The organism is Burkholderia sp. AU27893 (assembly GCF_002223205.1).
In the GTDB taxonomy this organism is placed as follows: domain Bacteria; phylum Pseudomonadota; class Gammaproteobacteria; order Burkholderiales; family Burkholderiaceae; genus Burkholderia.
In genome coordinates this window covers 187,027-209,511 of sequence record NZ_NKFD01000004.1, presented here as the reverse complement: position 1 = coordinate 209,511, position 22,485 = coordinate 187,027, and the positions used below count along the sequence as shown (strand labels likewise).

Annotated in this window: 24 protein-coding genes; 14 read left to right on the top strand and 10 right to left on the bottom strand. The window is 67.0% G+C overall.

The window, feature by feature from the left end; translation table 11 throughout:
- Positions 1-162: 162 nt before the first annotated feature.
- The 6 genes from CFB47_RS20850 to CFB47_RS20825 all read right to left on the bottom strand — a co-directional run bounded on the left by CFB47_RS20850 (position 163) and on the right by CFB47_RS20825 (position 6,865).
- Positions 163-1,254, bottom strand: coding sequence for a hypothetical protein (locus CFB47_RS20850; protein ID WP_089462136.1), 1,092 nt, complete (start codon positions 1,252-1,254; stop codon positions 163-165).
- 235 nt (positions 1,255-1,489) lie between these two features.
- Entirely contained in the window at positions 1,490-1,993 is a 504-nt protein-coding gene (locus CFB47_RS20845; protein WP_039369510.1) for a hypothetical protein, read from the bottom strand.
- A 121-nt stretch (positions 1,994-2,114) separates the two neighbouring features.
- A complete protein-coding gene (locus CFB47_RS20840; RefSeq protein WP_089462135.1) occupies positions 2,115-2,939 on the bottom strand; it encodes an OmpW family protein in 825 nt (274 codons plus the stop codon).
- 73 nt (positions 2,940-3,012) lie between these two features.
- Positions 3,013-4,266, bottom strand: a complete 1,254-nt coding sequence (locus CFB47_RS20835) for a DUF2957 domain-containing protein (RefSeq protein ID WP_089462134.1) — start codon at positions 4,264-4,266, stop codon at positions 3,013-3,015.
- A gap of 71 nt (positions 4,267-4,337) precedes the next feature.
- A complete protein-coding gene (locus CFB47_RS20830; protein WP_089462133.1) occupies positions 4,338-5,951 on the bottom strand; it encodes a DUF2957 domain-containing protein in 1,614 nt (537 codons plus the stop codon).
- Positions 5,952-6,568: 617 nt separating this feature from the next.
- Positions 6,569-6,865, bottom strand: a complete 297-nt coding sequence (locus CFB47_RS20825; protein WP_089458784.1) for a cupin domain-containing protein — start codon at positions 6,863-6,865, stop codon at positions 6,569-6,571.
- Positions 6,866-7,299: 434 nt separating this feature from the next.
- On the opposite strand from CFB47_RS20825, the gene CFB47_RS20815 reads away from it, so the two are divergent.
- The 4 genes from CFB47_RS20815 (at position 7,300) to CFB47_RS20800 (ending at position 11,091) form a co-directional block, all read left to right on the top strand.
- Positions 7,300-8,244 (top strand): ABC transporter ATP-binding protein, encoded by a 945-nt coding sequence (locus CFB47_RS20815; RefSeq protein ID WP_089441744.1) that lies wholly within the window; start codon positions 7,300-7,302, stop codon positions 8,242-8,244.
- Between the two features lie 3 nt (positions 8,245-8,247).
- Entirely contained in the window at positions 8,248-9,009 is a 762-nt protein-coding gene (locus tag CFB47_RS20810) for an ABC transporter permease (protein WP_083266168.1), read from the top strand.
- 173 nt (positions 9,010-9,182) lie between these two features.
- Positions 9,183-10,604, top strand: a complete 1,422-nt coding sequence (locus CFB47_RS20805) for an MFS transporter (RefSeq protein WP_089462132.1) — start codon at positions 9,183-9,185, stop codon at positions 10,602-10,604.
- Positions 10,605-10,746: 142 nt separating this feature from the next.
- Positions 10,747-11,091, top strand: coding sequence for a hypothetical protein (locus tag CFB47_RS20800; protein ID WP_179258965.1), 345 nt, complete (start codon positions 10,747-10,749; stop codon positions 11,089-11,091).
- Positions 11,092-11,133: 42 nt separating this feature from the next.
- On the opposite strand, the gene CFB47_RS20795 is transcribed toward CFB47_RS20800, so the two are convergent.
- Positions 11,134-11,364, bottom strand: coding sequence for a hypothetical protein (locus tag CFB47_RS20795; protein ID WP_039369487.1), 231 nt, complete (start codon positions 11,362-11,364; stop codon positions 11,134-11,136).
- A gap of 161 nt (positions 11,365-11,525) precedes the next feature.
- Between CFB47_RS20795 and CFB47_RS20790 the strand changes: the two genes are divergently transcribed.
- The gene (locus tag CFB47_RS20790; protein ID WP_089462131.1) at positions 11,526-13,289 is read left to right on the top strand and encodes an ATP-binding protein; all 1,764 of its coding nucleotides are present in this window, start codon (positions 11,526-11,528) and stop codon (positions 13,287-13,289) included.
- 159 nt (positions 13,290-13,448) lie between these two features.
- On the top strand, positions 13,449-13,880 hold the full coding sequence (locus tag CFB47_RS20785) for a YciI family protein (protein WP_089458787.1): 432 nt from the start codon (positions 13,449-13,451) through the stop codon (positions 13,878-13,880).
- 69 nt (positions 13,881-13,949) lie between these two features.
- Here CFB47_RS20785 and CFB47_RS20780 read toward each other — a convergent pair whose 3' ends face one another.
- Positions 13,950-14,546 carry a TetR/AcrR family transcriptional regulator gene (locus tag CFB47_RS20780; RefSeq protein WP_089458788.1) on the bottom strand — a complete coding sequence of 199 codons (597 nt, stop codon included), beginning with the start codon at positions 14,544-14,546 and terminating at the stop codon, positions 13,950-13,952.
- 182 nt (positions 14,547-14,728) lie between these two features.
- Between CFB47_RS20780 and CFB47_RS20775 the strand changes: the two genes are divergently transcribed.
- From CFB47_RS20775 to CFB47_RS20745, 7 genes are all read left to right on the top strand, one after another.
- Positions 14,729-15,499, top strand: a complete 771-nt coding sequence (locus CFB47_RS20775; protein WP_089441739.1) for an alpha/beta hydrolase — start codon at positions 14,729-14,731, stop codon at positions 15,497-15,499.
- Positions 15,500-15,587: 88 nt separating this feature from the next.
- Positions 15,588-16,394, top strand: coding sequence for a DinB family protein (locus CFB47_RS20770; protein WP_089462130.1), 807 nt, complete (start codon positions 15,588-15,590; stop codon positions 16,392-16,394).
- Positions 16,391-17,131 carry an alpha/beta fold hydrolase gene (locus CFB47_RS20765; RefSeq protein ID WP_089462129.1) on the top strand — a complete coding sequence of 247 codons (741 nt, stop codon included), beginning with the start codon at positions 16,391-16,393 and terminating at the stop codon, positions 17,129-17,131. The genes CFB47_RS20770 and CFB47_RS20765 overlap by 4 nt, the downstream gene beginning before the upstream one ends.
- Positions 17,132-17,241: 110 nt before the next feature.
- A complete protein-coding gene (locus CFB47_RS20760) occupies positions 17,242-18,120 on the top strand; it encodes an alpha/beta hydrolase family protein (protein ID WP_179243756.1) in 879 nt (292 codons plus the stop codon).
- An 82-nt stretch (positions 18,121-18,202) separates the two neighbouring features.
- On the top strand, positions 18,203-19,096 hold the full coding sequence (locus CFB47_RS20755; RefSeq protein ID WP_089458791.1) for a LysR family transcriptional regulator: 894 nt from the start codon (positions 18,203-18,205) through the stop codon (positions 19,094-19,096).
- 131 nt (positions 19,097-19,227) lie between these two features.
- Entirely contained in the window at positions 19,228-19,554 is a 327-nt protein-coding gene (locus tag CFB47_RS20750) for a carboxymuconolactone decarboxylase family protein (RefSeq protein ID WP_039369463.1), read from the top strand.
- Between the two features lie 50 nt (positions 19,555-19,604).
- Positions 19,605-20,612 carry an aldo/keto reductase gene (locus CFB47_RS20745; RefSeq protein ID WP_089458792.1) on the top strand — a complete coding sequence of 336 codons (1,008 nt, stop codon included), beginning with the start codon at positions 19,605-19,607 and terminating at the stop codon, positions 20,610-20,612.
- A gap of 97 nt (positions 20,613-20,709) precedes the next feature.
- Here CFB47_RS20745 and CFB47_RS20740 read toward each other — a convergent pair whose 3' ends face one another.
- Entirely contained in the window at positions 20,710-20,940 is a 231-nt protein-coding gene (locus tag CFB47_RS20740) for a hypothetical protein (RefSeq protein WP_089441800.1), read from the bottom strand.
- A gap of 207 nt (positions 20,941-21,147) precedes the next feature.
- Positions 21,148-22,047 (bottom strand): hypothetical protein, encoded by a 900-nt coding sequence (locus CFB47_RS20735; protein WP_089441733.1) that lies wholly within the window; start codon positions 22,045-22,047, stop codon positions 21,148-21,150.
- Between the two features lie 79 nt (positions 22,048-22,126).
- On the opposite strand from CFB47_RS20735, the gene CFB47_RS20730 reads away from it, so the two are divergent.
- Complete coding sequence (locus tag CFB47_RS20730; RefSeq protein WP_011354126.1) at positions 22,127-22,465, top strand: helix-turn-helix transcriptional regulator; 339 nt, start codon at positions 22,127-22,129, stop codon at positions 22,463-22,465.
- Positions 22,466-22,485: the final 20 nt, after the last annotated feature.

Here is a 22,485-nt window from a genome sequence, read left to right as displayed (position 1 = left end):
ACGAAGGCTCAGCGCGCCGCCGCCTGACGCCCGTTCGCGCTTGCGAACGAGGCCGGCACTTCGGCGCGAGCGAGGGTGCTCGTGCGCGATTCGTTTGGAATCCTTGTATGTCGCTTCGGCCAAGGCGATGCATCAGTCGGCCGTGTCCCACGTGCCCCCGATTCAGGGCGATACAACACCCCGCTTCCGCATCCGCTTCCCGCGGACGATCGGATTCCATCGCGACGTCAGGCTCATTGCACCGCGCAGGCCTTCGAACGCGTCGTCCTCCTTCGGCCCGAATCGACTGACCGCCGGCCACGCGAGCACGTGATCGAGCCACGCCTGCCATTCATCACCATGCAAGCGGCGACCGACTTCCCGAACGGCATCCGGCGCTGCAATCACGATGCCCGCCAGCAGGTAGTACGCCCAAAAGCTGCCCGCGCCGACGAGCCAATCGAGTCGGCACACGGACAACGCCGCGAGCAGCCCGTCCACCGACGCGAGATCGGCACGATGCGTGTGAATCGCCCGCGCAACGAGGTTGTGCTGACCGCCATACGCGGCAACAGAGGTCCCGTCGCCAGCGGCGAGTGCGGCCGAGAACGTCACGAGCGCAGCCATCTCGTCGATACGCGACGCGTCATTGCGCGGCCCGCACACACGCAGCACGATCGCGTCGATGACGGCGCCCGGCATGGCCGACGTTTCTCCACTCGCCGCCGCGACGACGGCCAGCCTTTCTCTCAGGTTCTTCGCAGGCGGCATGTCGTCCTGCGCGCCCTTTTCATGTTCGGTACATTCACGGCCATCGCCCCCGTTGCATTCGACACCACCGGCAATCCGCTCGAGTGCGGCCCAGCCGACATCGGGGTCGTCGAACGCACATGCATCGATCACGCCGTGCGCGGTGTCGAACACGGCGCGCGAGCCGGGGCAGCTACGTTCGGCTTCGGCGAGTTGCTGCATCGACGGCACATGCGAGCATGCACCGCACGGGTCGCTCAGGTCGCACGCGCAGGCGTCGCCGTCCGAGGCGATCCACGGCGCGAGCCGGTGAAGCATCGCTGCCGCTTCCCGAGACAGGTTCGCGCCAGCCCGCATGCGTATCGCGTGCGACGCGATGACGGTCGTGCCGCCGGCGTCACCCGTGTCCGCCGCGCACGCGGCGGCGTCGAGTCGTTCGATCAGGTACTGCAGCCACGCGGCCGTGCGCAGCCGGTCAGGCGTCGCGCCGCGGGCATCTCCATACTTTGCTGGATCGGTAAGCATGGGTCTTCCGGGGGTGTTCTGGCCAATTGGAATAGTGGTTAATTCAGTCGAATCGGGCAGCGCGGCACGCCGCGCCGGCGCTGCCTGTCCACCCGGATCGGATCGCGACACGGGTGGTCAGCCGGCCGCCGCGCCGATACACGCGACGGCACGAACCCATCGAAACGGCGGAAACCCGCCGCACATACCGCACGGCCCTCGCACGCGGCGGGCACCCGCTTCGATCCGCGATCGCTTATTGCACGTGGAACTTCGGCGACGTCGCGACCGTGCCGCCCACCGTGCAATCCGGCGTCAGCGTGGCGTTGTTGAACGTCAGCGATGAGTTCGGATCGCTCCACGTCGTCACGACCTTGCTCGGCCCGCAGGTACCGAGCAGCGTGACGTTCACCTTGACGTTGTTGATCGTCAACTGCGTCGTGCTGTCGGCCTGCCCCGTCCACGGCGACGCGCTGCTCGCGCTGCCGTTGATCAGCCCGCACGTCGCACCGCCCGAGAACGTCGTCGACGTGATGTTGACGATGCCGGTCGACGTGATCGTGCCGTTGAAGGTCGCGTTACAGGCCGCGGTGATCTGCCCCTTGCTGAGGTTCGTGAGCCCGGTCGCGGAAAAAGGCTCGCCGTTCGGGTTCATCGGCTGACCGTCGGCCCGCGTAACGGTAACTGCGAAAGCAGGCGCGGCCGAAACCGCGGTGAAAGCCACTGCAGCAACAAGCGATACGATTTTGCGAATGCTCATTTGAACTGCCCCCTCTCTTCACAAATGGCGGCACGCCGCCAGGAACGCGACCTCCCGGCCGAAAAGGTCCGGCCAGCCAGTCGCAGGAAGCCGCCGACGCGCGTCATGCGCACCGGTCGGCTCAGAACTTGTAGGAAATCCCGACGAACGTGATCAGCGGGTCAGCCTTCAGCCGCGTGCGCGTGGTGGCAAGCGTCGAGCCGTCGGCCGCCTTGATCACGAGCGACGAGTAGGTCTTCAGCGGCATGTAGGTCAGCGTCGCCGTGAGCCCCCAGTGCTTGTCGATCGCATAGCTCGCGCCGACGTTGTAGACCGGCGTGAACGACGACGACGCCTTGCCCTCCACCGACGTCGGCCCCGGCTTGCCGGCACCGGCCGCAAGCACGCTGCCGAGGTTCTCGTTGATGTCCTTCGCGAAGTTGCCGTTCAGTTCGATGTTGCTGAACCAGCTGTAGGCCACGCCGATCCCGACGAACGGCCGGAACCGCGCCGTCGGCGAATTGAAGTAGTACTGCAGAATGACCGTCGGACTCCACTGCCGCGCGTTCTTCACCGCCGGCTGGTTCGCCGGGTCGTCCATGTTGACGCTGCCGAGCGCGCCGGCCGGGCCGGGCGGCCGGATCGTGCCGTGCCCGGTCAGCGTGAACTCGGGCGGCACGCCGAGCACCGACGTCACCGCGATGTGGTCGGTGAAGAAGTGCGTGAGCGTGAGGCCGACGGTATCGGCGTTGTTGACCGTCAGGCTCGTGCCCGGCGACGTGAACGACCCGGGCAGGCGCAGCGGCCCGTTGATCGGCATGCTCGCGAGATTCGTCGTCAGCCCGTTGGTCGAATCCTGCGGCATGATGTGCAGCCAGCCCAGCGTCGCGACGTTGTCGCCCGCCTGCTGGGCCGATGCGAGCGTCGACACGCCTGCGACGACACCCGCGACAATCAGCTTCTTCATGAAGTCTCCCCTCATTCTGTCCGGGCGCCGCGCATCTGCGCGCGGCGCCGCCGTGTCTCCATCCAGGCGTGCGTCACTGCACGAATGCGCCGACCGTGAAGTACGGGTTGCTCGTATCGTTCATGTCGAGGAACCCGAATACGCCGCCGGTGAACACGAACTTGCCGGTCGCCGGCCCCGATGCCGCATCCGCATGCACGGTCGTGACGACCCCGGGCACCTTCTGCGTGTAGTCGAGGTTCAGCGCACGCGTGAGCGCGGCCTGCGACGCATTGAACGGATCGAGCAGCGTGGCCTGCGCGCCGACGAGCGCGGTCGCGCGGTAGTTGAACGCGCTGTCGACACCCGTGTACTCGCCGTTCTGCGAGCCCTGAGCGATCGGCGTCTGCGGGCTCAGGAACGAAATGCCCGATTCGTCGTCCGCGCTCGGCGGGCCTTGCGTGAGGTCCGCGTTGGCTGCACCCGTGCGGATGAAGATCGGCACGAGCTGGTTGCGCAGCTTGCCGACGATCAGGATCCCCTTGCCGGCCTTCGCCGGATCGACCGCCGCGAGCGTCGGCGGAATCTGCGGCAGGTAGTTGAGCGACTGGAACGCCGGCGCATCGGGCCGCAGCGTGAACGGCTGGTTCACGGTCGCGCTCGATGCAAGCGGCTGCCCGCCGTTCTTCTTGCCGAAGTTGTCGGTCTCGACGTAGCTGCCGTCCGCGTTGATCGTCACCTGCTGGTCGAGCGCCACCGGCTGGAAGCTCTGCGACGGCACCTGGTGATAGCCGAGCTGGTTGTACTTGCCGGCGATCTTCGTCAGGTCGGTTTCCAGCGACGAGAAACTGATGAACGGGTAGTACGGGAACGTCGTCTTCGTGATCTTGCCGACGCCGATCACGCCGTCGAACTGAATCGTCGCGCCGGGAATCGCGCCGCCCAGCACACCTTCGCCGAGGAACAGCCGCGCGGGCCGGTTCGGGTCGAGGCTCGCGTTCTGCATCCGGAACGTGCACTGGTTCAGCTTCACGGTCGGCAGCCCCGTTTCGTCCGCGAGCGTGCCGTCGACCACGTTGGCCGGCGCCGTGTCGCGGGTCGGCTGCACGGTGCCCGTGGTGGTCGGCACCGGCGATGCGAGATACGTCATCCGGTACGTCATTTTCGTCGTGTCGAGCTGCACCTTCACGAGCTCGCCCGATCCCGACCCGCCGACGAACACCGTGTTGTAGTCGATCGTCTGCGGGCACAGCCGAACTACCGGTGCGGGCGGCGGGTCGCCGTCGCCGCCGCAGGCGGCCAGCACGGGTGCGAGCGACGCCGCTGCCATCCATTGCTTCAAATTCATAGGAATCCTCTTGAAATTCGATTCGCCGGCGGCGACGCATGCGCCGCCGGTTTTACGTGTTCAATGCAGGGTTACTGGACGAACGCGCCGACCGTGAAGAACGGGTTGACCTGGCTGTTGTTGACGACCATCGCGTAGACGTTGCCGGCCGTCACGATCCAGCCCGTATCGCCCTTCTTGAAGATCTCCACGTTGCCGCTCGCACCCTTCGCGTTGAAGTCCTGCGAGGCCGTGACCTTGATCTTGCCGGGCGTGGCCTGCGTATAGTCGAGCGCGAACTGCGAGGTCACCGACGACGTCTGCGGATCAATGAACGCCGCGGTATTGCCCTGGAACAGCGTCGACGTATAGTTCGCGGCCATCGTCGACACGGCAGTGCCGTCGTTACAGGTTCCGGCTTCCGTCAGGAAGGTGCCATTGACGAACTTGCCAGGCAGATCCGGGTGCGGCACGTTTGGATTGAAGCTCGGGCCTGCCGACGGGAAGAAGCTCGTCGTGCCGGGAGACGTCACGACGCCGCATGCGGATGCGCTGGTCGCGCCGATGTAACCGCCCTTCAGCGAATTGGCGGCAATCGCGGTGGCTGACGACAGCATCGAGATCCCGACTTCGGCATCGGCGACCGACGCGAGCGGATTGGCCGGATCGACATACGTATAGCCGACACGAATCACGACCGGTATCCGTACGCCGTTCAGCTTGCCGACGATCATGATGCCTTTGGCCTGACTCGACGCAAGGAGGATGAGCGACGACCCCTGCCCCGCGATCGGATACGAGGCCACGCCAAACGCATTCGGCAGCCCGTTGCTCACGAACACGTTGTCGGCCGACCCGTCCGCATTCTTGCGAAGCGTCCAGGGGGTCCCGGTCGTCTGACACGAGTAGTCGCTGCCTTGCGTGATCGTGCACGAACCGTCCGCATTGAGCGTCTGGTTCCAGTTGACGACGTCCGGCTCCCAGCCGATTGGCCCCGGCGCGCTCTGCCCACCCCCGCCGATCGGCGACAGATGGATGCCTACCTCGTTGTAATTGCCCGCGACCTTCGAAAAGTCGGTTTCCGTTTCGATGAAGCCGATGAACGGGTAGAAATCGAACGTCCGCGACGGCACGTAGCCGATGGGCGTGGGGGCCCCGAGGTCGATACCCTTGTACGCAATCGTCGCCCCCGGAATCCCGCCGCCGACCACGCCATTGCCGACGAACAGCATCGGCGGATCGGCACGGTTGATCGTCACCGAATACGCGCCATCACTCGTCGCGCCGCTGTCGAGCACGAACGCGCAGCGGTTCTGCTCGGCGGTCGGCAGCGTGGTCGGATGATGGAACGCGCCGCTGATCGTCAGGCCCGCGCGCGTGTTGTTGACTTGCCCGGCCGACGTCGGCACCGACGATTCGATGAACTGCATCTGATAGGTGAGCTTCGTGGTATCGAACTTCACCTTCACATACTCGCCGCTGCCTGCGCCGCCCGTATAAGTCGTCGTGTAATCGAGCGCGTCCGGACACAGCTTCGTCACGACCGGCGGCGTCGTTTCAGCCCCGCTCGGCCCGCATGCGCTGCCCGAGCACTGCGGCACGTTGATCGGCCCCGGATCGTCGCCGCCGCCGCAACCGGCAACGAACGGCAGCGCCAGCACCGCGCACGACAGAACCGCTTTCCGCCATTCAGGAATGCAAATCATCAACCCCTCCTTTTCAGGTACGACAAGTCTCGTCCGGACAGGCTGCATGGCCCGCCGGTTGGTATCGCGCCGCGGCACGAATGCGCGGCGCATGACGGTACGCGCAAAACGGCCGCGATGCCGGTCAGGCACATGCGGCACACGCCGCGGCGGCAGGCAAGCGCTCTCCCGCGGCGCCGTCATGCGGCACGGCGCCGTGAGAACAATCGAAACGGGAAGTGGTTCGCCGCTACACGGCGAGAGGGCAACGCAGGCACGCGCTCTGCATCGCGCCTGCATTCAGCGAAAAAACGGGAAACGGCAGTCCGACTGGCCCCGCGGATAGGCGTCTCATGAATTGGTCTCCATCCGTACGCTTGATTCGTTATCGTGATGCGTCGTTGGTGGAGACTATGATCGGACGATACCCACAAGTAAATGGATGCAGAGTTCCAAACGACGGAAACCACGCAATCCTAGCGTTTACACGGTATTTGACAGATTTTCAAACAGCCTTCATTTTATTTGCTCAGACAAATACCCGGGCGGTATAACACGCGTTTGAATGGCGACCGCGAATCCGCGCCTGGCCAAGCCAGCCGGGCCTCGGCCGCCCGGCCGCATGTTGCGGCGCAACCTTACACGTCGATGATCGCGAGCGTGCCGTGGCTGCCCGGCAGCACCGCATGAGGCACACCGGCAAGCGCGAGGTACATCTGCCCGGCCTCCACGATGATCGTCTCGCCTGCGACCTCGAGCATCATCCGGCCGTCGAGCACCAGCAGCCCTTCGTTGTAGTCGTGCACTTCCGCTTCGTAAGGCTGCGCATCCATGCGCAGCACCTTGATCCTGGCCGGCCCGACCTCGCCGACGATCGTGGATTTCCACGCGACCGGCTGCGCGGCCGCCACGGATTTGAAGTCGACCAAAGACATGCGCCCCGCTCCGAGAACGATGAAAGGAATGCATTATCGCGAGCACCGCGCACGCCGTCCCGGTACGGCGCGACGGCCTTCGGGCGGCACAGTCGGCCGGCCGGCCGCACTGCGGTCGCGCCGAAACGCGATCGCAGCACGGCTCACCGAAACCGGCACCCATTGTTCACGCACCACAAATAAATCGCCGCGTTATTCGGCGATGCGCGGTCAATTCGCGCAAATCCGGCACCGGCACCCCACGCCCTTTCCACGAGAATGCATTTCCATCTACCGATTGCTAATATGGCGGTCCTGCGATCCCGCACCACAACGCCGTTCGACATGACGCCCGTTCGCCATGCCGTCCCCGATCCCGGCCGCTTCGCAGCGGCGGCGACGCCGGGCACGTGCGGCGCACGCCATCGCGCCGGCCGGCCGTGCCCTCCGTGAGCATGCAACCGATCCTTTCCGTCTCCGACCTCTCCAAGACTTACGCGTCCGGCTTCCAGGCGCTGAAGCACGTGACCCTCGACATCCGCCCCGGCGAGATCTTCGCGTTGCTCGGGCCGAACGGCGCCGGCAAGACGACGCTGATCGGCTCGATCTGCGGCATCGTCACGCCGACCGAAGGCCGCGTGACGGTCGGCGGCCACGACATCCGCGATCACTACCGCGCGGCCCGCGAAATGATCGGCCTCGTGCCGCAGGAACTGACCACCGACGCGTTCGAGACCGTCTGGGCGACCGTGTCGTTCAGCCGCGGCCTGTTCGGCAAGGCGCCCGATCCCGCGTATATCGAGAAGACGCTGAAGGCGCTGTCGTTGTGGGACAAGCGCGACAACAAGCTGATGACGCTGTCGGGCGGCATGAAGCGCCGCGTGATGATCGCGAAGGCGCTGTCGCACGAGCCGCGCATCCTGTTCCTCGACGAGCCGACGGCCGGCGTCGACGTCGAGCTGCGCCGCGACATGTGGAAGCTCGTCGATTCGCTGCGCGAGAGCGGCGTGACGATCCTGCTGACCACGCACTACATCGAGGAAGCCGAGGAAATGGCCGACCGGATCGGCATCATCCTCGGCGGCGAGCTCGTGCTCGTCGAGGAAAAGCACGAGCTGATGCGCAAGCTCGGCAAGAAGCAGCTCACCGTGCAGCTCGAGCACCCGCTCGCGGACGTGCCGCCCGCGCTCGCGCCGTTCGGGCTCGAACGCGCGGCCGACGGCGCCGCGCTCGTCTACACGTACGACTCGCAGCGCGACGACGCGAGCATCGCGAAGCTGATCAACGCGCTCGGCTCGGCCGGCATCGGCTTCCGCGACCTGCACACGACGCAGAGCTCGCTCGAGGATATTTTCGTCAGCCTGATCGACAACCGCCGCAACGGCAAGCAAGGAGCCTGACACGTGAACCTGCATGGCATCCGCGCGATCTACCGCGCAGAAATGGCCCGCACGCGCCGCACGCTGATGCAGAGCATCATCGCGCCGGTGATCTCCACATCGCTGTACTTCGTGGTGTTCGGCTCCGCGATCGGCTCGCGCATCAGCGACGTGAACGGCATCGGCTACGGTTCGTTCATCGTGCCGGGGCTCGTGATGCTGTCGCTGCTGTCGCAGAGCATCTCGAACGCGTCGTTCGGCATCTACTTCCCGCGCTTCACGGGCACGATCTACGAGATTCTGTCCGCGCCCGTGTCGTACTGGGAGATCGTGATCGCGTACGTGGGCGCGGCCGCGTCGAAGTCGATCCTGCTCGGCGTGATCATCCTCGCCACGGCCGGCCTGTTCGTGCCGCTGCACATCCTGCATCCGTTCTGGATGGTGCTGTTCCTCGTGCTGACGGCGGTCACGTTCAGCCTGTTCGGCTTCGTGATCGGCATCTGGGCCGACAGCTTCGAGAAGCTGCAACTCGTGCCGCTCCTGATCATCACGCCGCTCACGTTCCTCGGCGGCAGCTTCTACTCGGTCGACATGCTGCCGCCCGCGTGGCGCGTCGTCACGCTGTTCAACCCGATCGTCTATCTGGTCAGCGGCTTCCGCTGGTCGTTCTACGGGATCGCGGACGTGCACGTGGGCGTGAGCCTCGGCGCGACGTCGCTGTTCCTCGTGATCCTGCTGGCGATCGTCGCGTGGATGTTCCGCACCGGCTACAAGCTGAAGAATTAATTGATGCAATTGATGCGCGATGGCCGCACCCCGCGCGGCCGCCGATGACGCATTTGAGCAAGCAGGCGGCGCTTTTCCTCTGATGCGGCATTTTGTGGTCGCGTCTACTGAAGACGAAGCATCGGGGCCGCGAAGCACGCGCTTCGCGGCCCCTTTTCATTTCAGAGGACGCCATGCCCGCCGCCACCGCTCCCGCCTCCGCCGCCGCCCGGCTCGAACGCCTGCCGTTCTCCGGCTATCACAAGCGGATCTTCTTCATCATCGCGATCGCGTTCTTCTTCGACTCGGTCGACCTCGGCACGATGACGTTCGTGCTCGGCTCGATCCGCAAGGAGTTCGGGCTGTCGACCGCGGCCGCCGGCCTCGTCGCGAGCGCGAGCTTCTTCGGAATGGTGCTCGGCGCGGCGGTCGCCGGCCTGCTCGCCGACCGCTTCGGCCGCCGGCCCGTGTTCCAGTGGAGCATGGTGCTGTGGGGCGCGGCCTCGTATCTGTGCTCGACCGCGCAGAGCGTCGACGCGCTGATCGTCTACCGCGTGCTGCTCGGGATCGGGATGGGGATGGAATTCCCGGTCGCGCAGACCTTGCTGTCGGAATTCGTGCCGACCGAGAAGCGCGGCCGCCTGATCGCGCTGATGGACGGCTTCTGGCCGCTCGGCTTCATCACGGCCGGCATCGTCGCGTACTTCGTGCTGCCGCAGTTCGGCTGGCGCACCGTGTTCGCGCTGCTCGCGATTCCCGCCGTGTTCGTGCTCGTCGTGCGCCGCATCGTGCCGGAATCGCCGCGCTGGCTCGAGCATGCGGGCCGGCACGCGGAAGCCGACACGGTGATGCACACGATCGAGGCGAAGGTGATGCGCTCGGCCGGCGTCACGACGCTGCCGCCGCCGTCGCGGCTCGCCGAGCCGGTCGCCGCCCGCGGGCGCGGCGCGCTGCGCGAGATCTGGAGCGGCGTGTACCGCCGCCGCACGGTGATGGTGTGGCTGCTGTGGTTCTTCGCGCTGCTCGGGTTCTACGGCCTCACGTCGTGGCTCGGCGCGCTGCTGCAGCAGGCCGGCTTCGAGGTCACGAAATCGGTGTTCTACACGGTGCTGATCTCGCTCGGCGGCGTGCCGGGCTTCCTGTGCGCCGCGTGGCTCGTCGAACGCTGGGGACGCAAGCCGACCTGCATCGCGTCGCTGATCGGCGGCGGCGTGATGGCGTACGCGTACGGCCAGAGCGCGCTGTACGGCGGCAGCATGGCGCTGCTGATCGGCACCGGCCTCGCGATGCAGTTCTTCCTGTTCGGGATGTGGGCCGCGCTGTACACGTACACGCCGGAGCTGTACGGCACCGGCGCACGCGCGACCGGCTCGGGCTTCGCGTCGGCGATCGGGCGCATCGGCTCGTTGATCGGGCCTTACGTGGTCGGCGTCGTGCTGCCGGTGTTCGGCCAGGGCGGCGTGTTCACGCTCGGCGCGCTGTCGTTCATCGCGGCCGCGCTGGCCGTGTGGACGCTCGGGATCGAAACGAAGGGCCTCGCGCTGGAACAGCTGGCGGCGGGCGATGAAGCGGGTGGGAGTGGCCGCTATGCGGCGGCGGCGGACGAGATGTCCTGAGCGCCTGATCGACCCGGATGTTCGCGATAGCCGGACGGTGCGCAGCGCCGTGCCCGGCTGCTGCGCGAAGCGGCCGGATCCGCGGCCGGACCGACGCTGCCGGACCGAGCCGAGGCACCGTGTCGCGCGCCTGCCCGGCACGGTGCCGACGCCCCGCTCCGGCGTCGAACTCGTGCCGATCTTCACGAAACACATCCATCAGTGGAATGGGTCAGTCGGGTACCTGCCGGCGTACAAGGCGCTGCTGTCGTCGGGCATCCTGATGCGCTTCGGCCGTGAAGCGACGGACGGCCCGCTGCCGGCGACCGTCGATTCGAGCCGGCGCCCGGACTACCTGCCCTCGCTCGCCTGCGTGGCCGGTGCGCTGTGCCCGATCCAGCCGCTCGATCTCGACCTCATCCTGCCGGGGCACGGCCCGGCCCGCATGCGCGACATCCCGCGCGTGCACGCCGATGCGCTCGCCCATTGCGAGACCGCCACCGCATAGGCGGCGGAGGCGGCAATCCAGCAGCGGTACAGCAGGTGCCGGTCAGGCCCCGGCGACGATGAACTCTTCGGCCGCCTTGCGCTGCACCGCGGCCATCACCGCCAGTTCGCGCTTGCTGCGCGAGTCGCCGGACACGACACCTGTCGCGTGCTTCGCCTTCGCACCCAGCGGGAAAAACACGAACGACGCGCCGGCCGGCGCCGCCGGCTCCGCGCGCAGGCGTTTGTTCAGGATTTTCAGGTACTTCTTCTTCGAGACTTCCTTAGCAGCCATGGCGTCCTCCGCGTGAACGTGGTGAGGATCAGCATACCAGTTTTGACGACGGGCTCCGGAACGGCGCAGCGTCGCCGCACGAATCGATCTGCCCTAGAATGGAGCACGCTTTCGCGACTTGTCCCCCGCCCGAGACCACATGTCCTCATCGGAGCGCTCCCATGCATGTCGAGTTGTTCGCGCAGCATCACGCTTGTACCGGCTGGCAGGGCGACATGGCCCGGCGCATCGCCGCATTCGACTGGGCCGCCACCGGGCTGGGCCCGCTCGACGGGTGGCCGGCCAGCCTCGTCACGGCCGTGCGCACGGTGCTCGCGTCGCCGCTGCCGCTGGTGATGCTGTGGGGCCGCCCCGGCTACATGATCTACAACGACGCGTATGCCGGGTTCGCCGGCGGGCGCCATCCGTATCTGCTCGGCCAGCCGGTCGAACTCGGCTGGCCCGAAGTCGCCGATTTCAACCGCAACGTGATGGACACCTGCCTCGCCGGCGGCACGCTGTCCTATCGCGACAAGGCCCTCGTGCTGCTGCGCAGCGGTCGCCCCGAAGACGTCTGGATGGATCTGCACTACAGCCCGATCCCCGACGACGACGGTGCACCGGGCGGCGTGCTCGCCGTCGTCGTCGAAACCACCGAACGCGTGCTCGCCACGCGCCACCGCGATCGCGCGGAAGCGGCGCTGCAGGCGTCCAATGCCCGGCTGCGCGACCTGACCGAGACGCTCGAGCAGCGCGTGACCGACGCGATCGCGGAGCGCGCGGCGATCGAGGAACAGTTGCGTCATGCACAGAAGATGGAAGCGATCGGCAACCTGACCGGCGGCATCGCGCACGACTTCAACAACGTGCTGCAGGTGATCAGCGGCAACTTGCAGATCCTCTCCGTCGAACTCGGCGCCCATGCGGGCGCGCAACCGCGGATCGAGAACGCGAACAACGCCGTGCGGCGCGGTGCGAAACTGGCGTCGCACCTGCTCGCCTTCGCGCGCCGCCAGCCGCTCGCGCCGACGACGCTGAATCCGCGGCAACTGATCACGGACATGAGCGAGATGCTGCGCCGCGCGCTCGGCGAAACGGTCCGGATCGTCCCCGCACTGTCACCCGATGTCGGCAACGTGCTCGCCGACCGGCACCAGCTCGAAAACGCACTCCTGAACCTTGCGCTCAATGCGCGTGACGCGATGCGCGGCGACGGCACGCTGACGATCGCCGCCTACAACGTGCAGCCAGGCGATGCGTCGGACGCCGGCCGCGCGCCGACGCCACCCGGCGAATACGTGACGCTCGAGCTCGCCGACACGGGCACCGGCATGACGGCCGACGTGCTCGAGCGCGCGTTCGAACCGTTCTTCACGACCAAGCCGGATGGCGAAGGCACGGGGCTCGGGCTCAGCATGGTGTTCGGCTTCGTCAAGCAGAGCGGCGGCCATGTGTCGATCGACAGCACGCCGGGCCAGGGCACCACCGTGCGCCTCACGTTTCCGCGCTGCCACGGCGCGGCCGAGGAGCAGGCCCGCCCACCGCAGCACGACGCGGTGCGCGGCCACGAGACCATCCTCGTCGTCGAGGACGATGCGGACGTCCGCCTGACCGTGGTCGACATGCTCGCGCAGCTCGGCTACAAGGTCATCACGGCGTCCAGCGGCGAAGCCGCATTGCGCGTGCTCGACAGCGAGACGCCAATCGACCTGCTGTTTACCGACGTGATCATGCCCGGCCGCGTGAAGGGCGGCGAACTCGGACGCCGTGCCGCGCTGCGCAAGCCGCCGTTGCCCGTGCTGTTCACGTCCGGCTACACGCGAGACGAGATCTTCCATGCGGGACGGCTGGACCCCGGCGTGATGCTGCTCGGCAAGCCATACCGGCGCGACGAACTCGCCGCCCGGATCCGCAGCGCGCTCGATGCGGGCGTCGGCACGACATGACGGATTGCCGGCGCAACGCCGCACACGCCGTTCACCCCTGAGATTTTTTCCCTGCGATGTCGATTCGCGCCGCCGTCGCGCGTCGTGTTGTCGTAACCGCTCGTTTTGCCGTCGGCACGACCGGCGGCGCCCCCTCATTCCACTCAAGGAGAGTTCACCATGCGCGTCCTCGTCATCGTCAAGGCCACCACCGATTCCGAATCCGGCCGGATGCCCGACCCTGAAATGATCGCCGCGATGGGCCGGTTCAACGAAGAACTGGCGCAAGCCGGCATCCTGCTCGCCGCCGACGGGCTGCACCCGAGCATGCGAGGCAAGCGCGTGCATTTTGCCGGCAAGAACCGCACCGTCGTCGACGGCCCGTTCGCCGAAACGAAGGAACTCGTCGCCGGTTTCTGGCTGTGGCAGGTGAAATCGATGGAAGAGGCAGTCGAATGGGTGAAGCGCTGCCCGAACCCGATGCCCGGCGACTCCGACATCGAGATCCGCCCGCTGTTCGAGGCGGAAGACTTCAGCCCGGCGTTCACGGATGCGTTGCAGGAGCAGAAAGCGCGGCTGAGCGCGCAGGCCGAGGCCGGAAAACACGCGTAAATCGCGGCGGCGCCGGACGGTTTCGCGTCACCGCCGGACGCCGCCGCTACCCGCTGATGCGTGCGCGGCTCACCCGCGTTTGCGCGGCACCGCGAGCCGCTCGACCGCGCCGCCGGTCACGTCCCGGAACATCGCGGCATTGCCGTACGCCCGCGCGGCAAGCATCGCGCCATAGACCAGCGACACGAATGTCGCGGCCTCGGTCTGCACCGACACGCCCGGCTGCACGACGCCCTCTTTCACCCCCGCCTCGAGCACGCGCACCAGCCACGCGGCGAGGTCGTCGAAATGCGCCCTCACCGCCCGCGCGACGTCGTCGGGCAGCGCCGGCAGTTCCGCGCCGAGCATGCCGGCGACGCAGAACGGCGCGCTGTCGTCCGCGATGCAGCGTTCCCAGTAGCCGATGTACGCGCGCATCTGCACCAGCGCGTCGGCGCCGCTCGCGTCGAGCAGAGACATGTCGGCATCGAATTTCGCCTGCGACTCCTGCAACACCGCGACCGCCAGATCGGCCTTCGTCGGGAAATGGTGATGGATGCTCGCCTTCCGGATGTCGATCGCGTCGGCGATGTCGGCATAGCTGAACCCGCTATAGCCGCGCCGCATGATCAGTTGCCGCCCGGCCTCGAGAATGCGGCCCGCCGTACTGTCCCCCGATACCGTCATATCTACCTACCATCTAGTCGGATGAAAAACAGCGATAGTTTACTGCCCTGAGATAGTCTTTTCCAGCCGCAAATTCTCCTTGTCGATACATCTACCTACTAGTAGGATGACTGCATCGACAGAACAAGACGCCTGTCGATATCCGACGGTTTCCCACCCTGTCTTCCATCTGGAGAATGAAAATGAAGCGCTTTTCCCAACTTCGCCACATCGCCGCCGCACTCGCCGTTTCCGCCGCCGCATTCGGTTCGCACGCGGCCGTCGCCGCCCCCGTCAAGAACGTCGTGCTGGTTCACGGTTACTTCGCCGACGGCTCGGGCTGGCAAGCCGTCTCGAATATCCTGACGCGCGACGGCTACAAGGTTTCCGTCGTTCAGCAACCGGAAACGTCGTTCGACGACGACGTGAAGGCAACCCGGCGTGTCGTCGACGCGCAGGACGGCCCGAGCATCCTCGTCGGCCACAGCTACGGCGGCGCGGTGATCACCGAAGCCGGCAACGACGACAAGGTCGCGGGCCTCGTCTACGTGGCCGCGTTTCAGCCCGACACCGGCGAAAGCCCGCTCGACCTGACCAAGAAGACGCCGCCCGCGACGAAGGCGATCAAGGCCACCGAAGACGGCCATCTGTATTTCGACGAAGCCTCGTTCCATGCCGACTTCGCGGCCGACGTGCCGGCCGCCGAAGCGAAATTCATGGCGATCTCGCAGGTCACGCCGGCCGCGCAGTCCTTCGGCGTGCCGATCACGCATGCCGCATGGCGGACGAAGCCGAGCTGGGCAGTGGTCGCCACGGCCGACCGCGCGATCAACCCCGAGCTCGAACGCTTCATGACACAACGCGCCGGCAGCAAGACGATCGAGCTCAAGTCGAGCCATGTCGCGTACATCTCGCACCCGGCCGAAGTCGCGAAGCTGATCGAACAGGCGGCCAAGGGCGTCGGCAAGGAGTGAGCCCAGGTCTGGCCCGATTCCACCTGTTGACGTCTCCCCGGCGAGTAACGTATCGTTTTGATACGTTACTCGCCGAGATGCTTTCGTCATGCATTCCCGCTTCGACCGTTTCCGCCTCACCGCGCTCGGCGCCCAGCTCGAAGCGCTGATCGCGCAACCCGAGCGTTACGTCGAATTCGCAGCGCTGTCGCGCGTGGGCGTCGCCGCGATCGGCGCGATCCAGCACGAGATCGCACACAAATTCCCCGAAATCGAAACCGACACGACAGCCCGCCAGTTCTGCGGCGCGATGGTCGCGGAAATCATGCGCCGTCACGGCCACGACGTCGTGCAGGCACGCGGGCGGCTCGGCGGCACGCTGTTCAGCTATGGCGCGGTGTTCAGCGCGCATCCGCAACGGCTGCCGTTCGCCGACGTCGTCGCCGCGCTGGCCCGCCTGCCCGATCGGCTCGCCGCGTATGCGGCGCACGTGCCGGCCGCACTATGGCCACGCCGCCCCGACGGCACGGGCTTCTCGCTCATCGAGCATGCGTGCCACCTGCGCGATCTCGATGCGATCTTCGCCGAGCGCATCGACGCCGTACGCACGCTCGACCTGCCCGTGATTGCATCCGTCGACGGCACTGCACTCGCCGCGCAACGCGACTATCTCGCGCAGCCGCTCGACGCCGCGGTCACGGCATTCCGCACGGGCCGCGCCGCGCTGTGTGCAACGGCGGCCGCGCTCGATTCCGCGCAACTCGCACGCTGCGGGCTGCGCGACGGCATCCGCCGCATGTCGCTCGACGAACTCGTGCGCGAATTGCTCGACCACGACCGTACCCACGTGCTCGAACTCGACGAACTGCTCGCCGAACTCGAATTACCGCCCCTTCCTGCCGCGCCCGCGCCATGACCCAGCCCACGCCCATCGTCTTCATCCACGGTTTCATCGGCACGCTCGACGTGCGCGGGTGGAACGGCCCCCATCTCGCGCCTGACCTCCTCGGCTACGGCGCGCACCGCACAGTACCGTCCGACACGATCACGCTCGCCGCGCAGGTCGAGCACCTTCGGCATACCGTCGCTACGCACTTCGGCGCGCAGCCGGTCGATGTCGTCGGCCACTCGGTCGGCGGCGCGATCGCGATGCTGTTCGCGCATGCGCACCCGGAACGCGTGCGGCGGATCGTCAACGTCGAGGGCAACTTCACGCTCGACGATGCGTTCTGGTCGGCGTCGGTCGGCCGCATGACGCCTGCCGAAGCCGACGCGATGCTGGACGGCCTGCGCGCCGATCCGCACGGCTGGCTGCGTGCCGCGATCGACGCGCCGTCGCCGGGCCTCGTCGACGACGCCCGCCGCTGGCTCGCGCATCAGCCCGCATCGACGCTGCGCGCGATGGGCCGCTCGGTGGTCGCGACGACGGGCGAACCGGGCTATCTGCAGGCACTCGCGCACGTGTTCGCGCGTCATCCGGTCTGGCTGATGGCCGGCGAACGCTCGCGCGCGGGCTGGCACCTGCCCGACTGGGCGCTCGCGCGCTGCGCCGGCTTCGACACGATCGCGCGCTGCGGGCACCTGATCCCGGTCGAGCAACCCGATGCGTTTCGCGCGGCGCTCGAGCGCATCGTGTCCGCGCCGCCCGCCTGACAACCCGTAGGATTCGCCGAAATATGGTTGAAAGGCGCGGTTGCTAGAGTCGTCCGAACAGGGTTTTCCCGGCGCCCGGCGCCGGATGGGGTCGACACATGCGAGGATCGATGTACCTGGCACGCGCCTTCTGGCTACTTCTGCTGGTCGCCATTTCAGGCCCTGCTCTCGCCTTCCACGCGCGGGTCGTCGCGATTCCCAGCGCCGCGATGAACGAGACGCTCAAGGCCACCGTCGTGCTGCCCGACGCCTATGCGCGCGGCACCCGCGACGGCGACCGCTATCCGGTCGTCTATCTGTTGCACGGCTCGGGCGGCGATCACACCGACTGGACGTCGAACACGCGCATTGCCGCGCTGGCCGACCGCTACCACGTGATCCTCGTGATGCCCGACGGCGGGCACGAGAGCTGGTACATCGACAGCCCGTTCGACTCGGGCAGCCGCTTCGAAACCTTCATCGGCGACGAAGTCGTGTCGTACATCGACTTGCACTTCCGCACGATCGCCACGCAACGCGCCCGCGCGATCACCGGGCTCAGCATGGGCGGCTTCGGCGCGCTGCGCATCGCGCTCGACCGGCCCGACACGTTCGGCGCGGTCGGCAGCATCAGCGGCGCGGTCGATCCGCGCTGTTGCGCGGACGAGCCGGGCATCGACCACGTATTCGGCGACCCCGGCCGCCATCCGTCGTTCTGGGATCGCAACGTGATCGTCGCCAGCGCCAGCGCGTTCGTGCGTGCGCATCTCGACCTGACGATCGATTGCGGCCGCGACGACGCGTTCGTCGGCTCGAACCGCACGCTGCACGAACGGCTCGTCGCGCTCGGCGTGCCGCACGACTATGCGGAACGGCCGGGCGGCCATACGTGGGATTACTGGGCGAATGCGATCCGCTACCAGATGCGGTTCTTCGCGACGTCGTTCCAGCAGCGCGGCTATGCGTACCATCCCGCGCCCCGTGCGCCGGGCATGACGCGGGCGGGCTGACGCGCGCCGCATCGCGGCGCCGCGACGCGGCCCGGCGAGCCCGGTGGTACGATGCGCGGGCCTCGACCACCCGACACCCGCCATGCCGCGCGACAACTTTGCGGACCTCCTCGCCTTCATCGCCGTCGCGCGCGAACGCAGTTTCACGCGGGCGGCCGCTCAGCTCGGCGTCTCGCAATCCGCGCTCAGCCATACGATCCGCTCGCTCGAAACGCGCCTCGGCGTGCGGCTGCTCACGCGCACGACACGCAGCGTCGCGCCGACCGAAGCGGGCGAGCGTCTGCTGCGCAACCTCGCGCCGCGCTTCGACGAAATCGAGGCCGAACTGACCGCGCTCGCGGAACTGCGCGACCAACCCGCGGGCACCGTGCGCATCAACGCGACCGACTTCGTGATCCGCACGCTGCTGTGGCCGAAGCTCGCGCCGGTCCTGCGCAACTATCGCGACCTGAAGGTCGAGTTCGTGAACGACTACGGGCTGTCCGACATCGTCGCGGAACGCTTCGACGTCGGCGTGCGGCTCGGCGACCAGGTGGCGAAGGACATGATCGCCGTACGCATCTCGGCCGACATGAAGATGGCGATCGTCGGCGCGCCCGCGTATTTCGCGGAACGCGCGCGCCCCGTGTCGCCGCAGGATCTCATCGCGCACGACTGCATCAACCTGCGCCTGCCGACGCACGGCGCGCTGTACGCATGGGAGCTCGCGCGCGGGGACGACATACTGCAGGTGCGCGTCGACGGGCAGGTCACCTTCAACGGCACCTACGAAACACTCGATGCGGCGCTCGCGGGCTACGGCCTCGCCTACGTGCCCGCCGAACTCGCGGCGCCGCATGTCGCCGCCGGCCGCCTCGACAGCGTGCTCGCCGACTGCTGCCCGACGTTCCCCGGTCATCACCTGTACTACGCGAGCCGGCGGCAGTCGTCGCGCGCGCTCGCGGTGATCGTCGAGGCGCTGCGCTATCGTGCATGAGCCGACCATGCGCCGCCCATGCGCCGCGATTCATGAATCGGGTCGATAAGTGCATGCGGATTGGCGGGGATTATCGATAGACGCATCGGTGGCTACCATCGACGGTGTTCCCCACCTTCCCGGAGCCCTCGATGTCCGAACCGACTTCCGCCGCACGCAAAGCGTTCGGCGCCATCGCCCCCGCCCTCGCCGACTACACCGACAACGTGCTGTTCGGCGACGTGTGGCAGCGCCCCGGCCTGTCGCCGCGCGATCGCAGCCTCGTCACGGTCGCGAGCCTCGTGTCGCTGTATCGCGTCAACGAGCTGCCGTTCCACCTGAAGAAAGCGCTCGACAATGGCCTCACGCGAGACGAACTGGTCGAAGCGATCACGCACCTCGCGTTCTACTCGGGCTGGCCGACCGCCAGCTCGGCGCTGACGATCGCGCAGCGCGTGTTCGACGAAGCCGGCGTGTAAGCGCCGCGCCCTTCATTCAACCGGCGGGCACGCGCCCGCATGGAGCCTTCATGGATTACCGCTATCTCGGGCGCAGCGCGCTCAAGGTGTCGCCGCTGTGCCTCGGTGCAATGATGTTCGGCGGCGAGACCGACGAAGCGACATCGGCGCGCATCATCGACAAGGCGTTCGACCAGGGCATCAACTTCATCGACACGGCCGACGTCTATCACGCCGGCCGCTCGGAAGAAGTCGTCGGCCGCGCGATTGCATCGCGTCGCGACAGCTGGGTCGTCGCGACGAAGTTCGGCTATCCGGCCGGGCCGGACGCAGGGCCGAACCGGCAGGGCCAGTCGCGCAAATGGATCGTCGAATCGGTCGACGCGAGCCTGAAGCGGCTCGGTACCGATTACATCGACATCCTCTATTTCCATCGCGCGCTGACCGATGCGCCGCTCGACGAAGGCATGCGCACGATCGCCGACCTGATCCGGCAAGGAAAGGTGCGCTACTTCGGGCTGTCGAACTTCAAGGGCTGGCGCATCGCCGAAATCGTGCGGCTCGCGGACCAGCTCGGCATCGATCGCCCGGTCGCGAGCGAACCGCTGTACAACCTCGTCGATCGCACGGCCGAGGTCGAACAACTGCCGGCCGCCGCGCATTACGGGATCGGCGTCGTGCCGTACAGCCCGCTCGCGCGCGGTGTATTGACCGGCAAATACGCAGTCGATGCGCAGCCGCCCGCCGATTCACGCGCGGGCCGCGGCGACCGTCGCATCCAGCAAACGGAATGGCGACCCGAATCGTTGCACATCGCACAGCAGGTGGCCGCGCATGCCGCCGCGCGCGGCACGACGTCGGTTGCGTTCGCGCTCGCGTGGGTCATGAAGAACCGCATCGTCAGCTCGACGATCGCGGGGCCGCGCACCGAAGCGCATTGGGACAGCTACATCGATGCACTGACACTCGAACTCGGCCCGGACGACGAACGGTTCGTCGATGCGCTCGTGCCGCCCGGGCATGCCTCGACGCACGGTTATACCGATCCCGGCTATCCGGTCGAAGGCCGCAAAGTTTGAAGTCGGAACGGGATGACTGAATGACATGCCGGGCGCGATGCCCGGTATGAAGATGAATGCGCGTCGCCCGACGCGCTTTCACGTATATGCCGCGCGATCAGTTGTCGTGCGCTGTGTCGGCACTGACGACGCGATCGAAAAATTCCTGCGCACGCGCCAGCTCGTCGAGCGCGCGATCGAGGCGCGACATCGCGCGTGCGTATTCGGCCGACGAAACGTCGTCGTCGCTTTCGCCGCGCACGGCGCGAAACGCCTGATCGACGTTGCGCGTGGCTTCGACGAAGCGCTGCGCGGCCCGGGCTTCCCGCGAACAGATGTGGGTCGACATCGACACTTCTCCCTCAGGGTTGCAGTGTGAAGCACGCCGACGCTCAGTGTGCGTGGTGCGCATGTCGGCGGCGTGAACCACGACCCATCGAGTATCGACGCATCGGCCGCCGCGCAGCGCGCTTCGTGCCGATTGTCTCTCTGCGCTCGCCGCTCCGCTATGGCGAGATTGCAACAAATTCTTGCGCGATCCGCTGCGCGCGTTTCGTCACGCGCGCCCGATACGCGGATGCGCAAGGCCCGCGAACGCGGCGGCTTCACCCGGCGACAGGTCGAACAGGTCGCCGGTGAGATCACGCGGATGCTCGGCCGCCGGCCGGTTGCGCAATCGCGCCACGTGTGTGGGCGCAACATACGCGGCAGCCGTTTCGATCGGCGGCACGTCGAACAGATCGCGCGTGACGCCGCGCACGGCGTCCGTCGGCGAACGGCCGCGCAAGCGCGCGACGAGCTCGACGAAGCGATCGAAATCGCCCGCACGGGTGGCCTTGTTCACTTCCGCGAGATCGCGTGCCTTCAGCACGCAAGGTTGCGCGAGCCGCACGAAATACGGTGCTTCGAGTTCGACCGACAGCGCGAGCGGATAGCTCTTGCCCGTCTGCTCCTTCGCACGCCCGACGCAATCGACCACGGCCGCGCCCTGGGCGGCACCAAGCGGCTGGCCGGTGCTCACGCTGCGCAGGTGATCGGGAAACACGCGCAATTGCGTGCCGACCGTCAGCGCGGTGGACGACGCGCACACGAGCGCGTAGTGCTGTTCGCGGCGCCGGCCCGACGGCAAGGTCGAGCGGCTGGCGATGAACGTGTGCGGCGGCAACGGCCGCACCTGCCCGCTTGCGTCGACCCATGCGTTCCACAGCAGCATGTCTTTGCGCTCGCCCGCGCGCGGGCGCGATGCGACCGGCGAAAACAGTGCGAGCAGCGAACCCGTGCGATGCGCGGCGACTTGCGCGCTGCTGCCGAGCGGCTGGTTGATGCCCCACAGAAAACGCCCGCCCCCGAGCCGGCGCTCCCATTCCTTGCGGAGCACGACGGTCGGCAAATCCTCGCCGGACTCGGTACCGATCTTGGTCCAGCAGAACGTGGGTGGGAGGTGTTTCAGTGTCATCAACTTTCTCGGGGATACAGCCTCGCTGGTGACAGCAAGCCCATTCAACAGCCGTAACTGTATAGGTATAATGCATCGCATGGAAGCCCCGGACCAAGATTTTCCCGTTCAAGACCTGTTGCGCCGCCTGATGGCAGATACACGCTCGTCCAGCGAAATCGCGCGACTCTCCGGGGTCAGCCAGCCGACCGTATCGCGCCTGAGGCTGTCGAACGGGCATCGGCTGCGCCGCAGCGCGCCATTCAATAAGCTATGCAGTTTCTATGGTGTCGATACCGGGCCGTCGCGCCGCCAGTACAACGACCTGCTGCGCGACGCGATCGTCGACGCGTGGGACGGGTCGGATGAGCACGGGCGTGCGCTGCTGGTCGTGATTCAGGGGTTGAAGGGGCTGCAGGCGAAGGCGGATGATGGGTGATGGGGGGTGCGCTGCTTATG